Consider the following 19295-nt stretch of genomic DNA (forward strand, 5'->3'; position numbering starts at 1 on the left):
CGGGGCGGGGGCGGGCGGCGGGGAGTCGCTCACCAGGTCACGGGCAGGGCGTGCACCCCGTAGACGGCCATGTCGGACTTGAAGTGGATCTCCTCCACCGGCACCGTCGTGCGCAGCGTCGGGATCCGGCGCGCCACAGCGGCGTAGACCTCCTGGAGTTCCACCCGGGCCAGTGACTGGCCCATGCACTGGTGGGGGCCGTATCCGAACGCGAGGTGGCCGTGCGCGCGGGCGCGGGGGTCGAAGTCCTCCCCGGCGGGGAAGCGCTCCGGGTCCCGGTTCGCGGCGTTGATCGCGGCGATCACGCCCTCACCGGCCCGGACGAGGTGCCCGCCGACCTCCACGTCCTCGACGGCGATCCGGCGGATGCCGCGCTGTACGACGGTGAGGTGGCGCAGCAGTTCCTCCACGGTGTCGGCCACCAGTACGGGGTCCTCGCCGGCGCCGAGGGCCGCGAAGTGCCGGGGATGGCGCAGGAGGGTCAGCACGCCCAGCGAGATCATGTTGGCGGTGGTGTCGTGCCCGGCGGTGAGCAACAGCAGGGCCATCGCGGCCAGTTGGCGGCGGTCCATGGTCCCGTCGGCCAGGTGCCGGGCCGCCGTCCGGCTGATGAAGTCGTCCCGGGGGCGCACCTCGCGGGCGGCCACCAGGTCCTCCAGGTAGTCCTGGAGGGACTGGCGAGCGGCGGCGGCGCTGTCCGTGCTGCCGGAAACGAGGTTCATGGTGTGCGTCAGGTCCCGGAAGAGCGCACGGTCCTCGACGGGCACACCGAGGAACTCGCAGATGAACGTGAGGGCGACGGGCAGCGCCAGGTCGTCGACCAGTTCGGCCTCGTCGCCCTCGAGCATCCGGTCCAGGCAGTCCTCGACCACCGCGCGCACGGCGGGCCGCCACCGCTCGGCCCGCCTGACGGTGAACTCGCCGAGCACCAGGCGCCGTACGGCGTCGTGACGGGGGTTGTCCATGACGAGCAGAGTCGGTTCCACGGCGGTCTCGGCCAGGGCGACGGCACTGGACACCGGGTAGCCGGGGCGGCTCTTGTCGGCGCTGAAACGCGGGTCGGACAGGACCGTACGGGCGTCCTCGTACCGGGTGAACAGCCAGGGCCGCACCCCGTTCCACAGCGTCACCCGGGGCACGGCGCCCGCGTCGCGGACGTCCGTGACCTCCCGGGGCGGGGCGAAGGGGCACTGGCGGGCCATGGGGTAGTGGAGGCCGGCGGGTTCAGTCATGGCGGGTGCTCCGGTCGAGGTTCTCCCACCAGCGGCCGACGAGCGCGTCGTCCAGGACCGGCGGGGTGACGCCGAGGCCGCGCAGGGCGGCGAGGGTGGCGTCGTTGCGGTGGTCGAGGCGGCCCGGGGCCGGGCCGCCGAGCAGGTCGCGCAGGTGCTCGCGGTAGGCCAGGGCGGGCAGGACGTCACCGGCGGCCTCGGCTTCGTCCAGGCGGCGCAGCCAGGTCTCCAGCGGGACCGGTGCGGTGGTACGGCCGGTACGCCGGTCGTGTACGGCGACCAGCTCGGCCAGCGGGGTCCTGCGGGGGTGGTGCAGGTGGTGGACCGCGCCCGGTTCGCCGCCGGCCCCGGCCAGGGCCACCAGCGCACGGGCCATGGTGTCCACGGGGAGCGCGTCGGTGGCGAGCCGGGGGTCGTCGGGGTGGCAGCCGAGAGCGGCGGAGGTGATCAGCAGACGGCTGAGGAAGTCGTCCTCGCTGATCGCGCCCGTCGTGCTCCCGCCCGCCCGGCCGAGCCGGTAGATCCGCGCGTCGGCGCCCCGTTCGAGGGCCTGGACGACGAGTTGTTCCGCCGCCCACTTCCCCGCCGCGTAACCGCGCCCGCGCGGGTGGCGTTCGCGGGCCGTCGGGGTGGCCTCGGTGACGGTGCGCGGGGGTGCGCCGTCGGGGCCGTCCGTGAACACGCCGAGGGTGGAGACGTGGTGGAAGCGGGCGGGCCGCCCGCGCGAGGCGATCCGCAGCAGTTCGGCGGTGCCGCCGACGTTGGCGGCCGCCAGGTGCTGGAACCCCGACAGGTGGTGCACCTGGGCGCCCAGGTGGAACACCTCGGCCGCCTCGCGCACCGCCGCCTCCCAGCGGGTGCCGGCGAGCCCGAGACCGGGGAGGGCCAGGTCGCCGGGGACGGGCACGAGGCGCGCGTCGTCCGCGCCGGGGCCGAGCCCGTACCGGCGCAGCGCGGCGGCAAGACGCCGGCGGGCCGCGTCCTCGTCCGCGGCGCGCACCAGGCACAGAATGGGGCCCGGACGGCGCTCCAGCAGTTCGGCCAGCACATGGGCGCCGACGAAGCCGGTGCCGCCGGTCAGCAGCACGGCGTCCCGCGGGCCGGCGGGCGCGGGCCGGGCGGGGAAGACCACGTCCCCGGCCAGCCTGGCGTCCTCGGGCCCGACCACGGCGGCGGTGACCGCCGGCCCCGCCGCGACCAGCCGGCGGGCCACGGCCCGTACGGTCGGGGCGGCCAGGAAGTCTTGCAGGGCGATCCGGACGCCGTACTCCCGCTCGATGCGGCCGAGGAGCCGGATCACGCGCAGCGAGTGCCCGCCGAGCGCGAAGAAGTCGTCCTCGGGTGAGCCCGCCGGGCCGTCGAGGACGTCCTGCCACAGGGAGAGCAGTCGCCGCTCGGTTTCGTTCGCCGGGCTCGGCGCACCGCCGCCCCCGGCCGAGGGGGACGGCCGCCGGCCCTCGGCCAGCCGGGCGGCGAGCGCCGGCCGGTCCGCCTTGCCGTGGCTTCCGGTGGGGACGGCGTCCACGGGTACGGCCAGGCGCGGCACCATGTGCGCCGGCAGCAGCCGCGCCAGGTGCTCGCGGGCCTCCTCCGGGGTGGCGCGCCCGACGTATCCGACGGCGAGTTCGCCTTCGGCCGCCGGGCCCAGCAGGACCGCCACGGCCTCCCGGACCCCGGGGTGCTCCGCCAACGCGGCCTCGATCTCGCCGAGTTCGACGCGGAAGCCCCGGATCTTCACCTGGTGGTCGAGACGGCCCAGGTAGTCGATGCTCCCGCCCGGCAGCCGCCGTACCCGGTCCCCGGTCCGGTAGCAGCGGCCGGCCGCGCCGAGAGCGGGGTGGGTGGTGAACAGCCTGCGGGTCTGCTCGGGGTCGTTCCAGTAGCCGTCGCCGAGCCCCGCGCCGGAGAGCCACAGCTCACCCGGCACACCGGTGGCGGCGAGGCGTCCGTGGCGGTCCACCACGTGCGCGGCCGTGCCCGGCAGCGGCGTCCCCACCGGCACCCGGGCCCGGCGGTCCTCGGGCTCCGCCCGGTGCGTCGTGGCCAGGACGGCGGCCTCGGTCGGACCGTAGCCGTTCAGGACGACCCGGTCCCGGGCGAAGTAGCGGGTGTCGTGCACGTCCGCGGGCTCCCCGGCCACGAGCAGTACCCGTACGCCCGCCAGGTCGGGTCGGTCCAGGGCGCGCAGGAGCGAGGGCACGGTCACCACGACCGTCACACCGGCGGTGCGCAGGGTGCGGGTCAGGGCGTGCCCGTCGGCGCGGGTGGCGTCGTCCGCGTACACCAGGGTGGCCCCGTGGACCAGCGGCGTGAACTGCTCGAAGGCGGCCACGTCGAACCCGGGCGACGTCAGCTGCAGCCAGACGTCGTCCTCGGTGAAGGGATGCCGGGCGAGGCACGCCAGGAGGGTGTTGACGACCGCCCGGTGGGGGACCGTCACACCGCGCGGGCGGCCGGTGCTGCCGGAGGTGTAGATGACGTACGCGGGGGCGCCGGGGCCGGCCGGACCCGCGGGGCGCGGGCCGGGGTCCCCGGAGGGGGCGGTGAGGGCGTCGATGTCCAGGACCGGCGGTCCGGACGGCAGGCCCCGGACGTGCCGCACCAGCGTGTCGGAGACCTCCTTGCCGCACACCAGCGCGGCGGCCCCGGAGTCCGCCACGCAGTGCCGCAACCGCTCGGACGGGTAGGCGGAGTCGAGCGGCACGTAGGCGGCGCCGGTCTTGAGCACGCCGAGGAGGGCCGTGACGAGAAGAGGGGAGCGCTCCAGGCACACGGCGACCCGGTCGCCGGGCCTGATCCCGCGCGCCGCGAGCCGGGCGGCCACGGTGTCGGCCAGGCGGTCGAGTTCCGCGTAGGTGAGGCTGGAGTGCGCGCCGGCCACGGCGGTCTTGTGCGGCCGGGCGGCGGCCTGCCGGGCGACGAGCGCGGGCAGGGTGGTCTCCGTGCCGCCGGGAGAGGGCTCCGGGGCGCGGAGCAGCTGCTCGTACTCCCCGGGCTCGTACAGCTCCACGTCCCGCAGCGGCGGGTCGCCGTCCGTCAGGCGGCCCAGTACGGCGACCAGCTGGCCGGCCAGCCGGCGCGCCGTGGCCCGGCTGTACAGGTCGGTGCTGAACTCGACCTCCACGTCGAGAGCGCCGTCCGACTCCTGGAAGGTGAAGGCGAGCTCGAAGGTGGCGGTGGCGCGGTCCCCGGCCGTCCAGGGTGTGGCCCGCGCGTCGCCGATGTCCAGCGCCGCGGGCGGCCGCTGCCGGTAGTTGACGACGGCCTGGAACGGCACCGCCGCACGGGCCGCGGTGGCCGGGGCCAGTTCGCGCCCCACCGCCTGGAACGGCACGTCCTGGTGGCGCAGCGCCTCGGCCGTGGCGGCCCGGATGCGGGCCAGCAGTGCCCCGACCCGCGTGCCGGCGTCCGCCTCGACGCGTACGGGCAGGAGGTTGACGAAGCAGCCGACGAGATCCTGGCTCCCCGCCCGGTCGCGGCCGGCGGCGAGGGTTCCCAGGCAGACGGTGTCGCGTTCCGAGTGGGCGGCGAGGACCGTGTGGACGCCTGCCAGGCAGAGCATGTACGGGCTGACGCCGTGCCGGCGGGCGGCGTCGGCCTGCCGCGCGGTCTGCCGGCGGCCGATCCGCAGCCGCACCCGGTCGCCGGCTCCGCTGAGGACGGCGGGGCGCGGGTGGTCGGTGACGAGGTCGAGGGCGGCGGCCCCGCCGTCGAGCGCGCGGCGCCAGAACGCGCTCGCCGCGGCCAGGCGTTCGGGGTCGGGCGACAGGGCGTGGCGCAGGTGGTCCGGGTAGGACAGCCGCAACGGCGGCAGAGCGGCGTCCGGGTCCCTGTAGAGGGCGGAGAGCTCGGTGAGGAAGACGTCCAGGGACCAGTCGTCGGCCACGGCGTGGTGGACGGCGAAGTGGACGAGCGTGCGGGACGGGCCGAGCGTGAGCGCCAGGGTGCGCAGCAGCGGGGTGCCGCCGGCGTCCGGGCCCGCCGCGACCTGTTCGGCGACCAGCTCCCGGACCCGCCTCTCGCGGTCCGCGGCCGGACCGGCGGACAGGTCGACGTGGCGCAGTGCGGCGCCCGGGTCGGCGGTGAGACTCTGCCGCCAGCCGTCCGCGTCGCGCCGTACGACGGTCCGCAGGGCGCTCTGGCGTCGGCCCAGCCGGGTCAGGGCCGCCCGCAGCCGGGGCAGGTGCAGCGGCCCGCGCACGAGGAAACCGCGTCCGATGACATAGCGTTCCCTGCTCCCCGCGGCCTCCTGCTCGAACCAGATGCCCTCCTGGCCGGGCGTCAGCCGCGTCCACCCGGCGCCCTCGTACGGGGGCACCGCCGCGGCGGGAACCGCGGCGGCGGCGGCCACGCGGGCCGCGAGGGCACGGACCGTGGGCGCGCGGAAGAGGTCCGCGACCGTGAGGGCCGCGCCCTCGTCGCGTTCGAGCCGCGCCAGGACCGCCATGGCGGCCAGCGAGTCCCCGCCCGCGGTGAAGAAGTCGGTGTCCGGGCCGACGGGCCGGCCGAGGACGGCCTCCCAGTGCGCGGCGACCGCCCGCAGGGCGCCGGCCGCCCCGGCCTTTCCCGGCGCGACGTGCGCACGCGCGCCGTCGCGACCGGCCGGAGTGCCGGAGTCCACCGTGCGGACGACGTCTGCCGCGCCGATGTGCCCCGAGGGGTGCTCCCGCGGCCCGCCGCCCTCACGTTCGGCGTCCCGCCCGACGCCCGTGGCTTCCCGCTGCGTGCCCGCCACGTCCGTACCCGCGTCGGCGGACGCCGGACGGGTGCCGGAAGCGGCGGCGGAGGCGTGTGCGGCGAGCAGCCGGCGGTCGGTCTTGCCGTTGGGGGTGGCGGGGAGCGCCGGCAGGGCGGTGACGGTCGCCGGGACCGCCGGCGCCGGCAGGATCGCGGCGGCGTGGTCGACGAGGTCCCGGTCGCCGACGGCGGTGTCCGGCGCCAGGACCACGAACGCCGCCAGCCGGCGGCTGCCGGGCGCGCCGTACGGGACGACCGCCGCCTCCGCGACCGCGGGATGCGCGAGCAACGCCCGTTCCGTCTCGGCGGGTTCGACGCGATGGCCGCGGATCTTGACCTGGTCGTCGAGGCGCCCGAGGAAGGCCAGCGCCCCTCCCGGCAGCGACCGCACGCGGTCACCGGTCAGATAGGCGGTGCGCTCCCGACGCCCCGGCTCGGGAACGAAGCGTTCAGCGGTCAGCCGCGCCTGCCCCCGGTACCCCCGGGCGACGCCGGTGCCGCCGACGCAGAGCTCCCCCTCCTCGCCCGGCGCCGCCGGTGTGCCGTCGGGACGCAGGACATGGACGGTGGCCCCGGCGAAGGGGCGGCCGATCGGTACGTCCCGCCGGCCGGTGTCGTACGCCCGCGGCCCGTCCAGCACCTGCCAGCACGCGTAGACCGTGGCCTCCGTGGGGCCGTAACCGTTGACGACCCGGCAGCCGGGCAGCTCGCGCAGCGCGGTCCGTACCGCTTCCGCGTCCGCCCGGTCGCCTCCCGAAATGAACAGCCGCAGCCCGCGCAGGTCGGCGGTGATGTGCTCGGTCGCCAGCCGGAACAGCGGCGCGGCCAGCCGCAGTACGGTCACGCCGTGCCGGGCGCACTCCCGGCCGATGTCGTACACGCCGGGCCGGACCGCTTCCGGCAGCACCAGCCGGGCCCCGTTGAGCAGGGCTCCCCAGATCTCGAAGACGGAGGGGTCCACGTGCAGCGGGGCGAGCTGGAGGACGGCGTCGCCGGGCCCCAGAGCGGCATCGGGGGCGTGCGCCAGGTCGAGCACCGAGCGGTGCTCCACCTCCACGCCCTTCGGCGCACCGGTGCTGCCCGAGGTGTGCATCACGTACGCGAGGGAGCCCGGCCCCTGCCCGGGCGGTGCGGCCACGGGCGCTGCGGGCGGCTCGCCGGTGCCCGGCGCGCGTTCCTCGACCGTCAGGACCGCGACGCCCGGGGGCAGCACGCCGCGCAGCCGCTGCGCGTCGCCGGCGGCGGCGAACACCGTGCGCACGCCGCTGTCGCCGACGAGCGCGCGCAGGCGCGCCGCGGGAGCCCCCGGGTCCAGCGGTACGTACGCGCCCCCGGCCAGCACCGTGCCCAGCACGGCGGCGATCACGCCCGGGGAGCGGTGGGCGCAGATCCCGACCGGCTCCTCGGGCTCCAGCCGGCCGAGCAGGCCGGCGGCCGCGGCGGCGCGGGCGGCCAGTTCGCCGTAACCGATGCTCAGCCCGCCCTGGACGAGCGCCGTGCGGTGCGCGTGGGCGCGGGCGACGGCGGTGAAGGCCGCGCCGAGCGTGGTGGTGGCGGGAGCGTTCACGGCGCCGGGGTCCCCTCCTGCCGGCCGCGTCCCAGGGCCTCGACGACGCTCGCGGTGTCGTAGAGGTCGAGGTAGCGGGATATGAGCCCGTCGCGGACGGTGAAGACGTTCATCCACCGCGCCTCGTAGCGCGCGTCGTTGGCCAGCACCCGGGTCCGGCTCACGCCCAGCACGACCACCCGGTCGCCGGCGTCGAGGTAGTCGTACGCGTCGCACTCCTGCACCTGGATCAGCTCGCGGACGATGTCGAAGAACGCGCGGAAACCCTCGACGCCCCGGTAGGTCCCGGCCCACGGCAGTGACGCGGGGCCGTGGTACACCCACTCGAAGTCCGGGGCGAGCAGCGCCTCGATGTCGGCCAGCCGGCCCTCGTCGAACAACTGGAAGAAGCGGCGGACCACTTCGACGCTCTGCGCGCTCATGTCGTGCTCCTCTGGTCGGTGGCGGCGCGCGTGGGGGCCTTGTGCGTGGTGGCGTCGCGCCTCGTCGTGGGGTTGCGCAGGGAAACGGCCCGGGACAGCCGCTGCCCGAGGCGGAAGACCGCCGCCTGCGCCAGCAGCCGCACGGGTCCGGTGCGCGACAGCCGCCGGGCGCCGCGCATCACGTGTCCGATCTCGCGTTCGGTGGCTGTCAGGGGCAGCAGGAAGACGTCGTAGACCACGAAGGCCCGGGCGCGCGTGATCCACCAGAGGATCAGCGCGTACGTCATCCGCTCGCCCTCGGGGTCCAGGATGCGGCCCAGCACTCCGGGCACCCGCGGTTCGAGCCGCCCCAGGAGCCCTTCGGCGAAGCGGCGGCCGACCACGCCGCGCGGGCCGGCGTCCAGGGCGGCGATCCCGTCGCGCACCACCTCCGACAGGGCGGCCACGCGCTCGGCGAGCCCCAGCGCGTCGACCTGCGTGACGGCCCGGAGGGCGAAGTGGGCGCCCAGCCCGTGGGCGTGGTGGGTGCGCAGCTCCTCGACCAGACGCGGGTTGGCGCGCCGGGCGGCGTCGTACACCTCCTGGGACACGAGCGCCGCGCCGGTGGGGAAGCACCCGTAGCTCAGGGCCTTGGACAGGCTCATGAGGTCGATGTGCGGCAGCCGCCCGTGGTGGGCGAAGCGGGTGCCGCAGCGGTAGTACGACGTCAGGACCTCGTCCACGCCGATCAGATAACCGTGTGCGTCCCGGCCCTCGGTGACGGCGTCGAGCAGCGCGGCGGGGATCGGGCCGTACGCGTCGGAACTGCCGTGCACCAGCTCGATCCACACGAGTCCGACCTCGCCGCCCGCCACCTCCGCGCGGAACTCGTCCGCCGCGTGCGGGGTGAAGGGGTCGATGTAGCGGATGTCGTCGTACAGGGGGCCGAAGGGCGCCCGGGTGCGGTCGGCGGCGGTGGCGAGCAGGGAGACGAGCGTCTTGCCGCCGTAGTTGTGCTTGAAGACGACGATGCGGCGCCGGCGGGGGCGGGCCAGCCGGGCGAGCGTGAGGGCGCTCTCCACCGCCGAGGCCCCGCTGACGGCGGGAAACGCGCGGTCGAGTCCGGTCTCCCCGGCCAGGACCGTCTCCAGCTCGCGGACGTAGTCCCGGGCGGGGTCGTGGCCGCGTGCGACCTCGGTCAGCGCGTCGGCGGGGTTGTGGCCGGCCACGCCGAGGCCCGCTCCGCACAGGCCGTCGACGAGTTCGAGCTCGCGGCCGGAGTCGAGGCGCACGGTGAGGCGCGAGCCCTTGGCGCGGACGACGTTCAGCGCGCCGTGCAGCTTGCGCTGCATCCGGGCCGCCATGGGGTTGACGTGACGGGCGTACAGGTCGAGGGCGGCCTGCCGGTCGGCGGCGGCCGCGGCCAGCTCCCGGTGCACGGGGCTCGTGCCCGGCCGGCGCGGCGCCAGCCGGGAGACGACGGCGCGCATGGCGACGGTGTTGCCGCCGTAGGTGTTCGAGTGCAGGAAGCCGGTCCGCGGTGTCGACCACGGCGCGAACATGTCCGCGCTGCCGGTGAACGCCCCGAACGGGACCTCCCCACCGGTCAGGGACTCGCCGAGGACGACGAGGTCCGGGCGCAGGGCCGTGACGACCGGGTGGGCCGGCGCGTGGCCGGGCCCGACGTCGCTGAGGTCCAGCGCGATCCGCGCGCCGGCCGACCGGGCCGCGCGGGCCAGCGCCTCGACCTCCGCCAGAGCGCTCTCGTCGAGCAGCTCGGGGGCGCGTACGAGGAGGCCGCACACGGCGGTTCCGGGCAGGGCCGCGCGGACGGCCGCCACGGTGGTGTGCGCCAGGAGGCCGGGGGCCAGGGCGCGTTCGGGGCCCTCGCCGAGCGGGTCGGCGCGGCGGGTGAGCGTGCCGTCGGGATCGAGGACCAGAACGCGGCCGCGGTGGGCGGCCGAGGTCGCGGCGGCGCGGTGGCGCAGCAGCTTCACCGCGCCGTGCAGGGCTTCGTAACGGGAGTTGGCGAAGAAACTGCGGTAGTGGGTGCCGGGCGGCAGGGCGGCCAGCTCACGGACGAACTCGCTGATCAGGAGGCCCGCTTGGGCCGACTCGGCCGTCACGAACCAGGACGGCATCGCGAAGACCGGCCGCTCCTGCGCGATGAGGTCGTCCAGTATGCCGAGGGTCCGAGGACCGGCAGGTCGCAGGTGCGGCTCGATTTCGGGTGCGGGAGGGGAGTTCCGGTGCATGACGCCGTCTCGCTCGTGGGAGGGCTCCCGGCGGGCAGCTGGTCCGCCGGGACGCGGAGGGGCGGGGGACGGGCGGCGGGAGAGCGCGCTGTCAGGTACGCGCTCCCGCCGCCCGCGTTCTCAGGAGGCCAGGACGCGTCGCGCGTCGGCCTCGCCGCCGCCCCAGGTGAGGGCGACGGGGGTGCCGGACGGCTCCTCCGGAGTGGCCAGCCACCCCAGGAGCGCGCCGTCGCGGGTGACGGTCACGGCGGCGCTGCCCGCGGGCAGGTCCAGCGTCCAGGCGCCGTCGTCACCGGTGATCCGGTCGTCACCTTCGGTGGGGTTGAAGGCGCCGACGATGCGGACGCCCCCCGGGCCGGTGCGGCTCAGGACGCGCGCCCGGCGGTGCTCCGCCGTCCAGCGCGGGCCGTCCGGGGCCGGGAGCCCGGCGGCGAAGGAGGCGACGAAGTCCGCGACCGCCCCGTCGGCCGGGGCTCCGGCCACGACCGCCAGCTCGGCGGCCGGCCTCGGCCCCTCGGGGTGCCCGGCGCGCAGCACCGCGACGGGGACGGCGGCGCCGCCGTCCGGGGTGGTCGAGTGCTCGTCCAGCCACTCCAGGCCGATCAGCCGCCCCGACGAGGCCAGTTGCCCGTGCACGGCGTCGGCGAGCTCCGCGAGGACCGTACGGCTGGTCCGCTGCCAGGCGCCGGCCTCGGGCAGCGCCCGGTCGAGGAGGACCACCGCGTCGCGGTCGAGGGTACTGGCCAGCAGCAGGTCGCCGAAGCGGTCGAGGAACGCGGCCAGCAGTCGCAGTCCCTCCGCGTTGGCCTGGTGCGTGCCGCCTTCGGCCAGCGGCGCTCCCGGGGTGTACGGCGGGGCGTGCAGGGCGGGGTCCACGCCGTCGGAACGCAGCCCGTCGGGGTCCATGTCCACCAGGGGACCCCAACTGGCCGTCGCGCAGGCGGTGTAGACGCTGACGGTGCTGGAGCCGAGGAGCAGGGCCAGCAGCGCGTTGAACACCGGGGTGCCCGGCCGGGCGAAGGAGGCGTCGGTCCAGGTGAAGCCCCAGTTGGCCTCGACCACGTCCGTTCCGCCGAGCAGGATCCCGGTCAGATGGGAACCGAAGGCGGTCGTGTCGCGGGCCGGGTTGCCGACCCACTCGGTGTGGCCGATCAGGTGCCCGGAGCTCCGGACGGCGCGCTGCCGGGAGGCCCAGGCGTCGAGCGCCGCGCCCGGGGAGTCCAGGCTTGCGAGCGGTACGTTGGCCAGCCGGGCCGGGCCGTCGGGGAACAGCGCGGACATGTCGTCCCACATCCCCACGATGGCGTGACCGCACCACTCGGACCACAGCAGGCGCTGGGCGCTGCTCCACCCGCCGACGTCCTCGGCGGCGCGGGCGGCCTCGTCGGGCAGACCGCGTCCGGTGAGCCAGCGGGCGAACGACTCGCGGGCGGCCGGTGAGGCGTCCTGGGCGTCCACGGGCAGGTGGGCGTCCCCGGCGGTGCCCTCGTTGCCGAGCTGGAGGGCGACCACCGGCCCGCCGGGAGCGGCGGCCCCGGCCACGACCTCGTCGGCCACGGCGCGCAGCCAGATCTCGGTCTCCTTGCGCACGTCGGGGTCGAGGAGGCTCGGCAGCGGCTTGCCCTGGGAGGTGAGCACACTTCCGTCCAGGCCCCGGTACGCGGTGTACGGCGGCCCGCACAACCGGTCGGGGAGTCCGCCGAGCTGGACCTCGGCGTGGATGAAGGGCCCGGGCTTGAGGAGCACGCCCAGTCCTGCGCGGGCGGCCAGGTCCAGCAGCCCGACCACGTCGCGCTGGGGGTCGGTCTCCCCCGTGAAGTCGAAGGAGCGCTCGGCGCCCTCGCCGGTTTCGTGGAAGCGCCAGGGAAGGTAGCAGGAGACCACGTCGACGCCGAGTCGGCGCAGCTCCCGCAGGTTGGAGGCCCAGTTGGACGGATCGGCCCGGTAGTACGGGTACTCGCCGACCACCACGGGACGGGACGTGCCGGGCACCAGTGCCCGCGCCAGGCCGGCGTGTGGGGAGTGGTTCACGCGTCCGCCCCCGAGCGCGGCGGTACGAGGACGACCTTCAGCGCGGCGTACTCGGCGCCCGGGACGGCGGCGAGGGCCTTGAACGCCTCCTCGTGGTCGGCCAGGTCGAACCGGTGGGTGACCACCCGCTCCAGCGGCAGCCGGCGGGCCAGCTCCACCGCCTTGGGGAAGATCATGCTGTTGTAGTCCCCGGCGCCGATGATCTGCAGCCCCCGCTGAAGCAGTGTCAGCGGACGGACGGTGGCCGAGGCGTTGCTGTTGAAGCCCATGACGACGACGCGCCCGCGCAGCGCGGCGTAACCGATGCTCTGCTCCAGGAGGTTGCCGACGGAGTCGACGACCAGGTCGCCGCTCTCGACGAGCGCGGGGTCGTCCGGGGTGTGCAGGGTGACGCGGCCACCGAACTCAGGGGCTTCGAACACCTCCCCCCCCAGGTCCCGGCGGACCGGGTCGGGCTCGACCAGCAGCACCCGGGCCCCGTAGAACTGGGCGGCCATGGCGGTGACGACGCCCATGGGGCCGCCGCCGACGACGACCACGGTCTCACCGGCGGCCAGCCGGCCGGCCTCGATGTTGTTGAGGGCGCAGGCGAGCGGTTCGACGACGACGGCGCGGTCGAAGCTCATGCCGTCGGGTATGGCGTGGCAGAAGAGCTCGGGGAGGCGGATGAACTCCGCGAAGGAGCCGTCGTAGTCCAGACCGACCTCGGTGCCGGCCTTGCGGCCGCAGAAGTTCCAGTGGCCTTCCAGGCAGGTGGGGCAGTTCCCGCAGTACAGGGTGGGGTTGACGATGACCCGGTCACCGACGGCGAAGCGGGTGACGCCGTCACCGACGGAGTCGACCACGCCGACGGCCTCGTGGCCCATGACCACACCCGTCTCGGCGGGGAACTTGCCGACGAGCACGCTGCGGTCGGTGCCGCAGATCCCGCTCTGGGTCACGCGGATGATGACGTCGTCCGCGGCGCGGGGCTCGGGCTTGGGGTGCTCGACGAGGGCGAGCATGCGGTCGGCGGTGAGCGTCAGGGCCTTCATGATGCCTCCGTTGCGGCCGCGGCGGTGCCGCGGCCGAGGTCCCAGCGAATCGAGTCGAGGAGCTGCTTGTGGAGCTCGGGGGTGGCCGCGGCGATGCACGACTTCTGGTTCATGGGGCCGAGGTCCACGAGGGAGGTGGTGCCGAGGTCGTCGCCGTAGGCGTCGGTGATGACGACGCCGGCCAGCCGGGCGAGGTAGACGACGGCGGCGATGTCGTACGGGAACAGGTGCAGGATCGACCCGCGCCCCACGCTCAGGAACTGCTCCTCGGTGTCCGGGTGGTCGCGCAGGACGCGGTTGCCGATGTCGGCGTAGGCGTCGAGCTGGCCGGTGATGATGCGGGAGATGGAGAAGGTGCTGCTGTTGAAGACGAAGATGCCGCCGGTGTTGGCCGACCGGTCCACGAGGTGGTCGTAGGCGTCGGCCATCAGGCGCATGGGGTGGCCGTTGAACTCGATCGACCAGAACATCCGCGTCAGGTCGGTGTTGCGGCTCAGGCGGGGAACCGGCGTGGTGAAGCCACCGCTGGTCAGCCCCTCGGTGTCGTCCCCGTAGATCCACGCCCCGCTCTTGATCTCCAGCAGGTACGCGGCGCTGACGTCGGCGAGCGTGGGCGCGCCGTCGCCGTAGGGGGCGGCGGCGATGGACACCATGCCCATCTCCAGGCCGGCCGACGTGGGGCGGGTGCCGTCGATCGGGTCGACGACGAGCAGGAGCTGCGGGTCGGGCGCGAGCTCGACGTACGACCCGTCCTCGGTGTAGAGGGCCAGCGGAACGTCGGCGTGGGCGCGCAGGTAGTCCAGTACGGCCTTCTCCGCCACCTCGTCGACGTCGAACTGGGCGTCGCCGCCGGGCGAGTCGCCGTGGACCTGGCGGGCCCGGCCCTGGTCCGCGTAGGCCAGCAGCTCGGAGCGAACGTGCTCGCCGAGTGACGTGAGGAGCTGCTTCATCGCATGGGGTGTGCTCATCGGGCCAGCTCCGCGAGGAAGAGGTTCTCCAGCTTGTCGCAGATCTCCTCGGCCTGGTCCATGGTGAGGATCAGCGGCGGACGGATCTTGAGGACGTTGCCGTAGCCGTAGCGCGAGGTGCGCAGGATCAGGCCGTGCTCCATGGCCTTCTCGGCCAGGTGGTTGGTGAGCTTCACGGCCGGCTTGCCGTCCGGCTCGGCGATCTCGAACCCGATCATGAGGCCGACACCGCGGACATCCACGATGGCCGGATAGCGGCTCTTCATGTCCTCGAGGCGTTCCATGATGTAGTCGCCGGTTCGCGTGACGTTCGCCAGGAATTCGGGCTGGCGCACGATATCGAGGGTGACATTCGCAGCCGCTGCGGCGAGGAGATTCGAACCGTACGTAAAGGAGTGGTGGTTCGCGGGAAGGCCGGCGAGCCGTTCATTCGTAATGATCGCGGCGACCTGCGCGCCTGATCCGCCGAGTCCCTTGGCCGTGGTGATGGCATCCGGCTCGACGTCGAAGTACTGGGCGGCGAACATGTGGCCGGTGCGGCCGATGCCTGTCTGGATCTCGTCGAAAATAAGGGCGATGTTCTGCTCGTCGCAGAAAGCCCGCAGTTTTTGCATATAGCCGTCGGGCGGCACGATATTGCCGCCGTTCCCGGAGATCGGCTCGATGAGGACGGCGGCGACGCGGCCCGAGCTCGCGTAGTCGACGAAGTCCTCGAGGCGGTCCACGCACATCGTCCCGCAGGTCTCCTTCTGCTGCCCGTAGAAGCAGCGGAAGCAGTACGGGTCGGGCACCTGGAGGCTGCCGGGGAAGAGGTTGGGGAACGGCTCGCGGCGGAAGGAGTTGCCCGACATCGAGGTCATCATCATCGTCTGCCCGACGTGGCTGCGGAACAGCGTGATGACCTCGGACTTCCCGGTCGCCATCTGGGCCATCTTGATGGCCCCCTCGTTCGCGGCCGAGCCGCCGGACACCTTGGGGTGCACCTTGGTCAGGCTGTCGGGGGAGACCTCCACCAGCCGCCGGGCCAGGCCGTTGATCGGGTCGCTCTGGTACGAGGAGGTCAGGTGGACCACCTTGTCGAGCTGTTCCTTCATGGCGGCGATGACGGCCGGGTGGGAGTACCCGAGGCTCAGATTGAAGGTCGCGGACGCGCAGTCGAGGTAGCGCGTGCCGTTCTCGTCGTACAGGTAGACGCCTTCACCGCGGTCCATCTTGCGGTCGCTGACGGGGTAATAGATGTGCTCGGTAACATCTTTGGTATCCATCGGTCCCTCTCACACGGGTCACGTAGAACGTCGAGAAATGGACGGAAAACAACGCACGTCACGTCCAAGGGGAAAGGAAGGGGATGTGGCCTGATGCCGGATGGAACGGCCCGGATTTCTCACCCGGTTGTACCGGGGAGTTTCTCGGTGCCGCCTTCTCACTCATACGAACACATTCGAACCGGCTCTGACAAGAGGGATCTTGGACAATGAATGTATTTTGGCCGACCCGTGCGCGGAGCGTCTCGAAGCCGCCTGCGGCCGGCGGGAATCGCTAACCGGGGAAAGCCAGCACGGCGGCCGAGGAAGTACGGGAGTCGGCCACGGCCGCAGCGGCCCGGGCCACCGGCTCGCCGGCGGCCCCGAGCGACGCCACCGCCCGTGCGGTACGCCGCCCCGCCTCGGCCGCCGTCCAGCCGGGCCACGCCACGGAGTGCAGACCGGAAGCCGCCAGCAGAGCCCCCGCGGCGACCGCCGTGAGGCGCTCGACCGCCGGCTCCAGCACCGCGTCCCGTACCCGCGCCAGCGCGGGGTCCGGGGCGGCGCGGCCCGGGCGCGGGGCCGCCCCCGGGTGCAGCCGGGTCAGCGCCCAGGGGCCCAGGCGCTCCACCCAGTCGGCCGGGGCCCGCTGCCGCCGGCTGCGGGCGAGCCGCGCCAGCACCTCGTCCAGCGCCGGATCGCCCGCGTCGCCCCCGCCGGTCAACCGGACCCGGTCCGCGCTCAGTTCCAGCCGGCCGGCCAGGGCGCCCTGGAGCAGGAGCGCTCCGGCGAGACCCCGGCCCGTCTCGATCTCCCGGCGCGGTGGCGGGAAACAGCCCTGCGCGGCGGCGCACAGGGCGAGGAGCAGCGGTGGTGACGTCACTGCGACGCTGCCTCCAGCGTGCGCAGAACGGTCTCCAGTTCGGCGGGGGAGGTGAACACGTGTCCCTGGAGCCCGAGTTCCTCGGCGGCCCGGACGTTCTCCGCGCGGTCGTCCACGAACAGGATCTCCTCGGGAGGCAGCCCCAGTTGCCGCACACACCACTGGTAGGCCGCCGGTTCGGGCTTGGCGCTGCCGATCCGGCAGGAGAAGCCGACGACCGCGAAGTGTTCCAGCCAGGGCTGGCTGGTCTCGTACCGTACGGCCAGTTCCTCGGGGATGTTGGAGAGCAGGCCGCAGGTGATCCCGCGGCCGGCGAGGGCGCCGAGCAGATCGACGCTGCGCTGGTCGATCTCGCTCCAGCTGGCCAGGTCGGCGGCTATGAGGTCGTCGGTCAGGCGCGCGTCGAGAGGGACGCCGAGCCCGGCGCAGACTCCCTTCCAGTACGCCGGTCCGGTCACGTCGCCGCGGTCGTAGGGGGCGCGCTGCGACCAGTACGCCTCCCAGAACCGGTCGCGGTCACCGCCGGCCGTGCGTTCCAGCACGGCCTGCGCCTCGGGTGACTGGACGCGCGCTATGACGCCGAACATGTCGAAGAGAACGGCTTTCATGTCTCAGGTTCCTTGGGTCGCGACGGCTTCCGTCCGGTCCGCATCGCGGGGTCCGGTGATGCCGTCGGGGTCGGGTGCGTTCTTGCGCAGCCACAGGCTCAGGACCGCGCAGGCGACGGCGAGTGCGAACAGCACCAGCGGCACCGCCTTCACGTCCATCGTGTCGATCACCCCGCCGAGCAGCGGCGGGAAGGCCACGCCGCCGATCATCGAGGCGGCGATCACGTAGGCGCCGGCCGCCGCCACGCTGGGCACGGCCCGGTTCAGCCAGGGCAGACAGGTCGGGAAGATGGGCGCGATCATCAGGCCGACGCCGAAGTAGGCGTAGGGGGCGAACGCCGGAACGGTCGCCAGCAGCAGGAAGCCCGCCATGCCGGCACAGCAGACGATCAGGATCGCCGGTGCGGAGAAGCGCAGGCTGAGCGGCGCGGCGATGAACCGGCCGATCGTCATGGCGGCCCAGTACGCCGAGGTCGCGGTGGCGGCGGCAGCGGCGCCGTAGCCCACCGCTTCCAGGTGGGTGGGCTCCCAGCCGCCGACGCCGGTCTCGATGGCCACGTGCAGTACGTAGATGCCGATGAACACGGCGATGATCGGAAGGACCCGGGCCCCGCCCGCCGCGGCGCCTTCCACCGCGGCCGGCTCGGGCTCCTTGGCGGCCACTCCGCCCAGCGTGAACAGGATCAGTACGCACAGCACCCCGACGCCGATGAAGATCGCCGGGTAGTTCGACGCTCCCAGCCAGCCGATCAGGGCCGGGCCCGCGATCGCGCCGACGCCGAAGTGGCCGTTGAGCAGGTTGAGCATGGCGGTGCTGCGGCGGCCGAAGCCGATGGCGAAGAGCTGGTTCAGGCCGTAGTCGATGCCGCCGAAGCCCAGACCGATGACGAAGGTGCCGGTCAGGGCCAGGCCCCAGTTGGGCGAGAAGGCGAAGCCGGCCGCGCCGGCCGCCATGAGCACGTAGGAGCCGCCGAGCAGCAGGCGGTTGCTCAGGCGGCCCCGCAGGACGTGGTAGATCAGCACTCCCAGGAGCGCGCCGATGAAGTGGGCGCTGAGGCTGAGTCCGGCCACCGCCGGGCTCAGGCCGTACTCGTCACGCAGCGCCGGGATCGCCGGACCGTAGAGCGCCTGCAGGGCTCCGATCACCACGAACGCCACGCACGAGGCGATGATCGCGACGGTGGTGAGGAGCGGCTTTCCCGTGTCCGGCAGGTCGGCCTCACTGGTTGCGGACATCGTTCTCCTCGTCGTTTCATCATTGACTATTGAACGAACATGAATGACGTTCGAAACATGCTCGGATTCACACAGCGAGCCGAACACTACTCACCGCAGTCGTTCGTTTCAACAGTTCTGATGTGCGTATGCTCGCGACGGCTGGTTTCTGTGCTAAAAGCAGACACATGAACGTGATGGAGAGGCACAAGTTCGTCGTGGCGCTGCTCATGAAGGAGAACCGCGCGACGGTGGCCGAACTGGCCCGGGCCACCGGGGCGTCGGAGATGACCATCCGCCGGGATCTGGAGGTCCTGGAGTCCCGGGGCGCCCTGCGCCGGGTGCGCGGGGGCGCGCTGAGCAATCTGCCCGGTGGCGTGGAACCCCCGTACGCCATCCGTGCCATGTCCGAGGGGCAGGCCAAGGAGCGGCTGGCCCGCACAGTGGTCGAGCTGCTGACCGACGGCGAGACGGTCGCCCTGGACACCGGTACGACGGCCGTCGCCATCGCCAAGGCCATGGCCGACCGCCAGCTGACGGTCACCCCGCTCTCCCTGCACGCCGCCTTCGCCCTGTCCGGCCACTCCGGCATCCAGCTGCTGATGCCGGGCGGGCAGGTGCGGCCCGAGGAGCTCTCCTTCTACGGCCACACCCCCGTCCAGACGTTCCAGGACCTGTGCTTCGACACGTTCATCCTGGGCTGCTGCGGCGTCGACCCGGTGCAGGGCGCCACCGCGTACAACCTGGACGACGTGCAGGTGAAGCGCGCCGCCGTGAAGGCGGCGCAGCGAGTGATCCTCGTCGCGACCGCCGACAAGCTCGGCCGCGCCGCGCTCGGCCGCATCTGCTCGATGGAGGAGATCGCCCTCATCGTCACGGACGCCCCCGACGACTCCTCGGTGGTGCAGGAGCTGAGGGACCAGGGCGTGGAGGTGGTGCGCCCGGCGGACGCCTGAGCCGGCCGGCCGCGACATCCCGCGGAGGCCCCGGCGGGACGGCCGGTCCCCGCGGCGTCTGTCTCACCTGTGCCCGCCCTCTCCGCCTCGCGGGAATCGGCCCCTCGCTGGAGGGATGCCGGTGCCGCGCGTGCCCCCGCACGATCGGAGTCAGGACTTTACGA

The 19295-nt window shown here is 74.0% G+C and carries 12 protein-coding genes; 1 reads left to right on the forward strand and 11 read right to left on the reverse strand.

The window, feature by feature from the left end; translation table 11 throughout:
- Window positions 1-29: 29 nt before the first annotated feature.
- From AC07FK_RS11015 to AC07FK_RS11065, 11 genes are all read right to left on the reverse strand, one after another.
- Entirely contained in the window at window positions 30-1232 is a 1203-nt protein-coding gene (locus tag AC07FK_RS11015) for a cytochrome P450 (RefSeq protein WP_479104514.1), read from the reverse strand.
- On the reverse strand, window positions 1225-7536 hold the full coding sequence (locus tag AC07FK_RS11020) for a non-ribosomal peptide synthetase (RefSeq protein ID WP_479104516.1): 6312 nt from the start codon (window positions 7534-7536) through the stop codon (window positions 1225-1227). The genes AC07FK_RS11015 and AC07FK_RS11020 overlap by 8 nt, the downstream gene beginning before the upstream one ends.
- Window positions 7533-7958 carry a nuclear transport factor 2 family protein gene (locus AC07FK_RS11025; protein ID WP_479104517.1) on the reverse strand — a complete coding sequence of 142 codons (426 nt, stop codon included), beginning with the start codon at window positions 7956-7958 and terminating at the stop codon, window positions 7533-7535. Before AC07FK_RS11025 ends, AC07FK_RS11020 begins: the two co-directional genes overlap by 4 nt.
- Window positions 7955-10192: an aminotransferase class III-fold pyridoxal phosphate-dependent enzyme gene (locus tag AC07FK_RS11030; RefSeq protein ID WP_479104519.1), complete on the reverse strand. Its 2238-nt coding sequence runs from the start codon at window positions 10190-10192 to the stop codon at window positions 7955-7957. Before AC07FK_RS11030 ends, AC07FK_RS11025 begins: the two co-directional genes overlap by 4 nt.
- A gap of 120 nt (window positions 10193-10312) precedes the next feature.
- Complete coding sequence (locus tag AC07FK_RS11035) at window positions 10313-12223, reverse strand: beta-galactosidase (RefSeq protein ID WP_479104521.1); 1911 nt, start codon at window positions 12221-12223, stop codon at window positions 10313-10315.
- Window positions 12220-13257: a zinc-dependent alcohol dehydrogenase gene (locus AC07FK_RS11040; protein ID WP_479104523.1), complete on the reverse strand. Its 1038-nt coding sequence runs from the start codon at window positions 13255-13257 to the stop codon at window positions 12220-12222. The genes AC07FK_RS11035 and AC07FK_RS11040 overlap by 4 nt, the downstream gene beginning before the upstream one ends.
- A complete protein-coding gene (locus AC07FK_RS11045) occupies window positions 13254-14225 on the reverse strand; it encodes an inositol monophosphatase family protein (protein ID WP_479104525.1) in 972 nt (323 codons plus the stop codon). The genes AC07FK_RS11040 and AC07FK_RS11045 overlap by 4 nt, the downstream gene beginning before the upstream one ends.
- Window positions 14222-15490, reverse strand: coding sequence for an aspartate aminotransferase family protein (locus AC07FK_RS11050; protein ID WP_479104527.1), 1269 nt, complete (start codon window positions 15488-15490; stop codon window positions 14222-14224). Before AC07FK_RS11050 ends, AC07FK_RS11045 begins: the two co-directional genes overlap by 4 nt.
- A 274-nt stretch (window positions 15491-15764) precedes the next feature.
- Entirely contained in the window at window positions 15765-16352 is a 588-nt protein-coding gene (locus AC07FK_RS11055; RefSeq protein ID WP_479104529.1) for a GPP34 family phosphoprotein, read from the reverse strand.
- A complete protein-coding gene (locus tag AC07FK_RS11060; RefSeq protein ID WP_479104530.1) occupies window positions 16349-16960 on the reverse strand; it encodes an HAD family hydrolase in 612 nt (203 codons plus the stop codon). The genes AC07FK_RS11055 and AC07FK_RS11060 overlap by 4 nt, the downstream gene beginning before the upstream one ends.
- A 3-nt stretch (window positions 16961-16963) precedes the next feature.
- Window positions 16964-18196, reverse strand: a complete 1233-nt coding sequence (locus tag AC07FK_RS11065) for an MFS transporter (RefSeq protein WP_479104532.1) — start codon at window positions 18194-18196, stop codon at window positions 16964-16966.
- A gap of 167 nt (window positions 18197-18363) precedes the next feature.
- Here AC07FK_RS11065 and AC07FK_RS11070 point away from each other — a divergent pair, with 167 nt between their 5' ends.
- Entirely contained in the window at window positions 18364-19131 is a 768-nt protein-coding gene (locus AC07FK_RS11070; protein WP_479104534.1) for a DeoR/GlpR family DNA-binding transcription regulator, read from the forward strand.
- The last annotated feature ends 164 nt before the right edge of the window (window positions 19132-19295 follow it).

Source organism: Streptomyces sp. NPDC046122 (assembly GCF_056429965.1).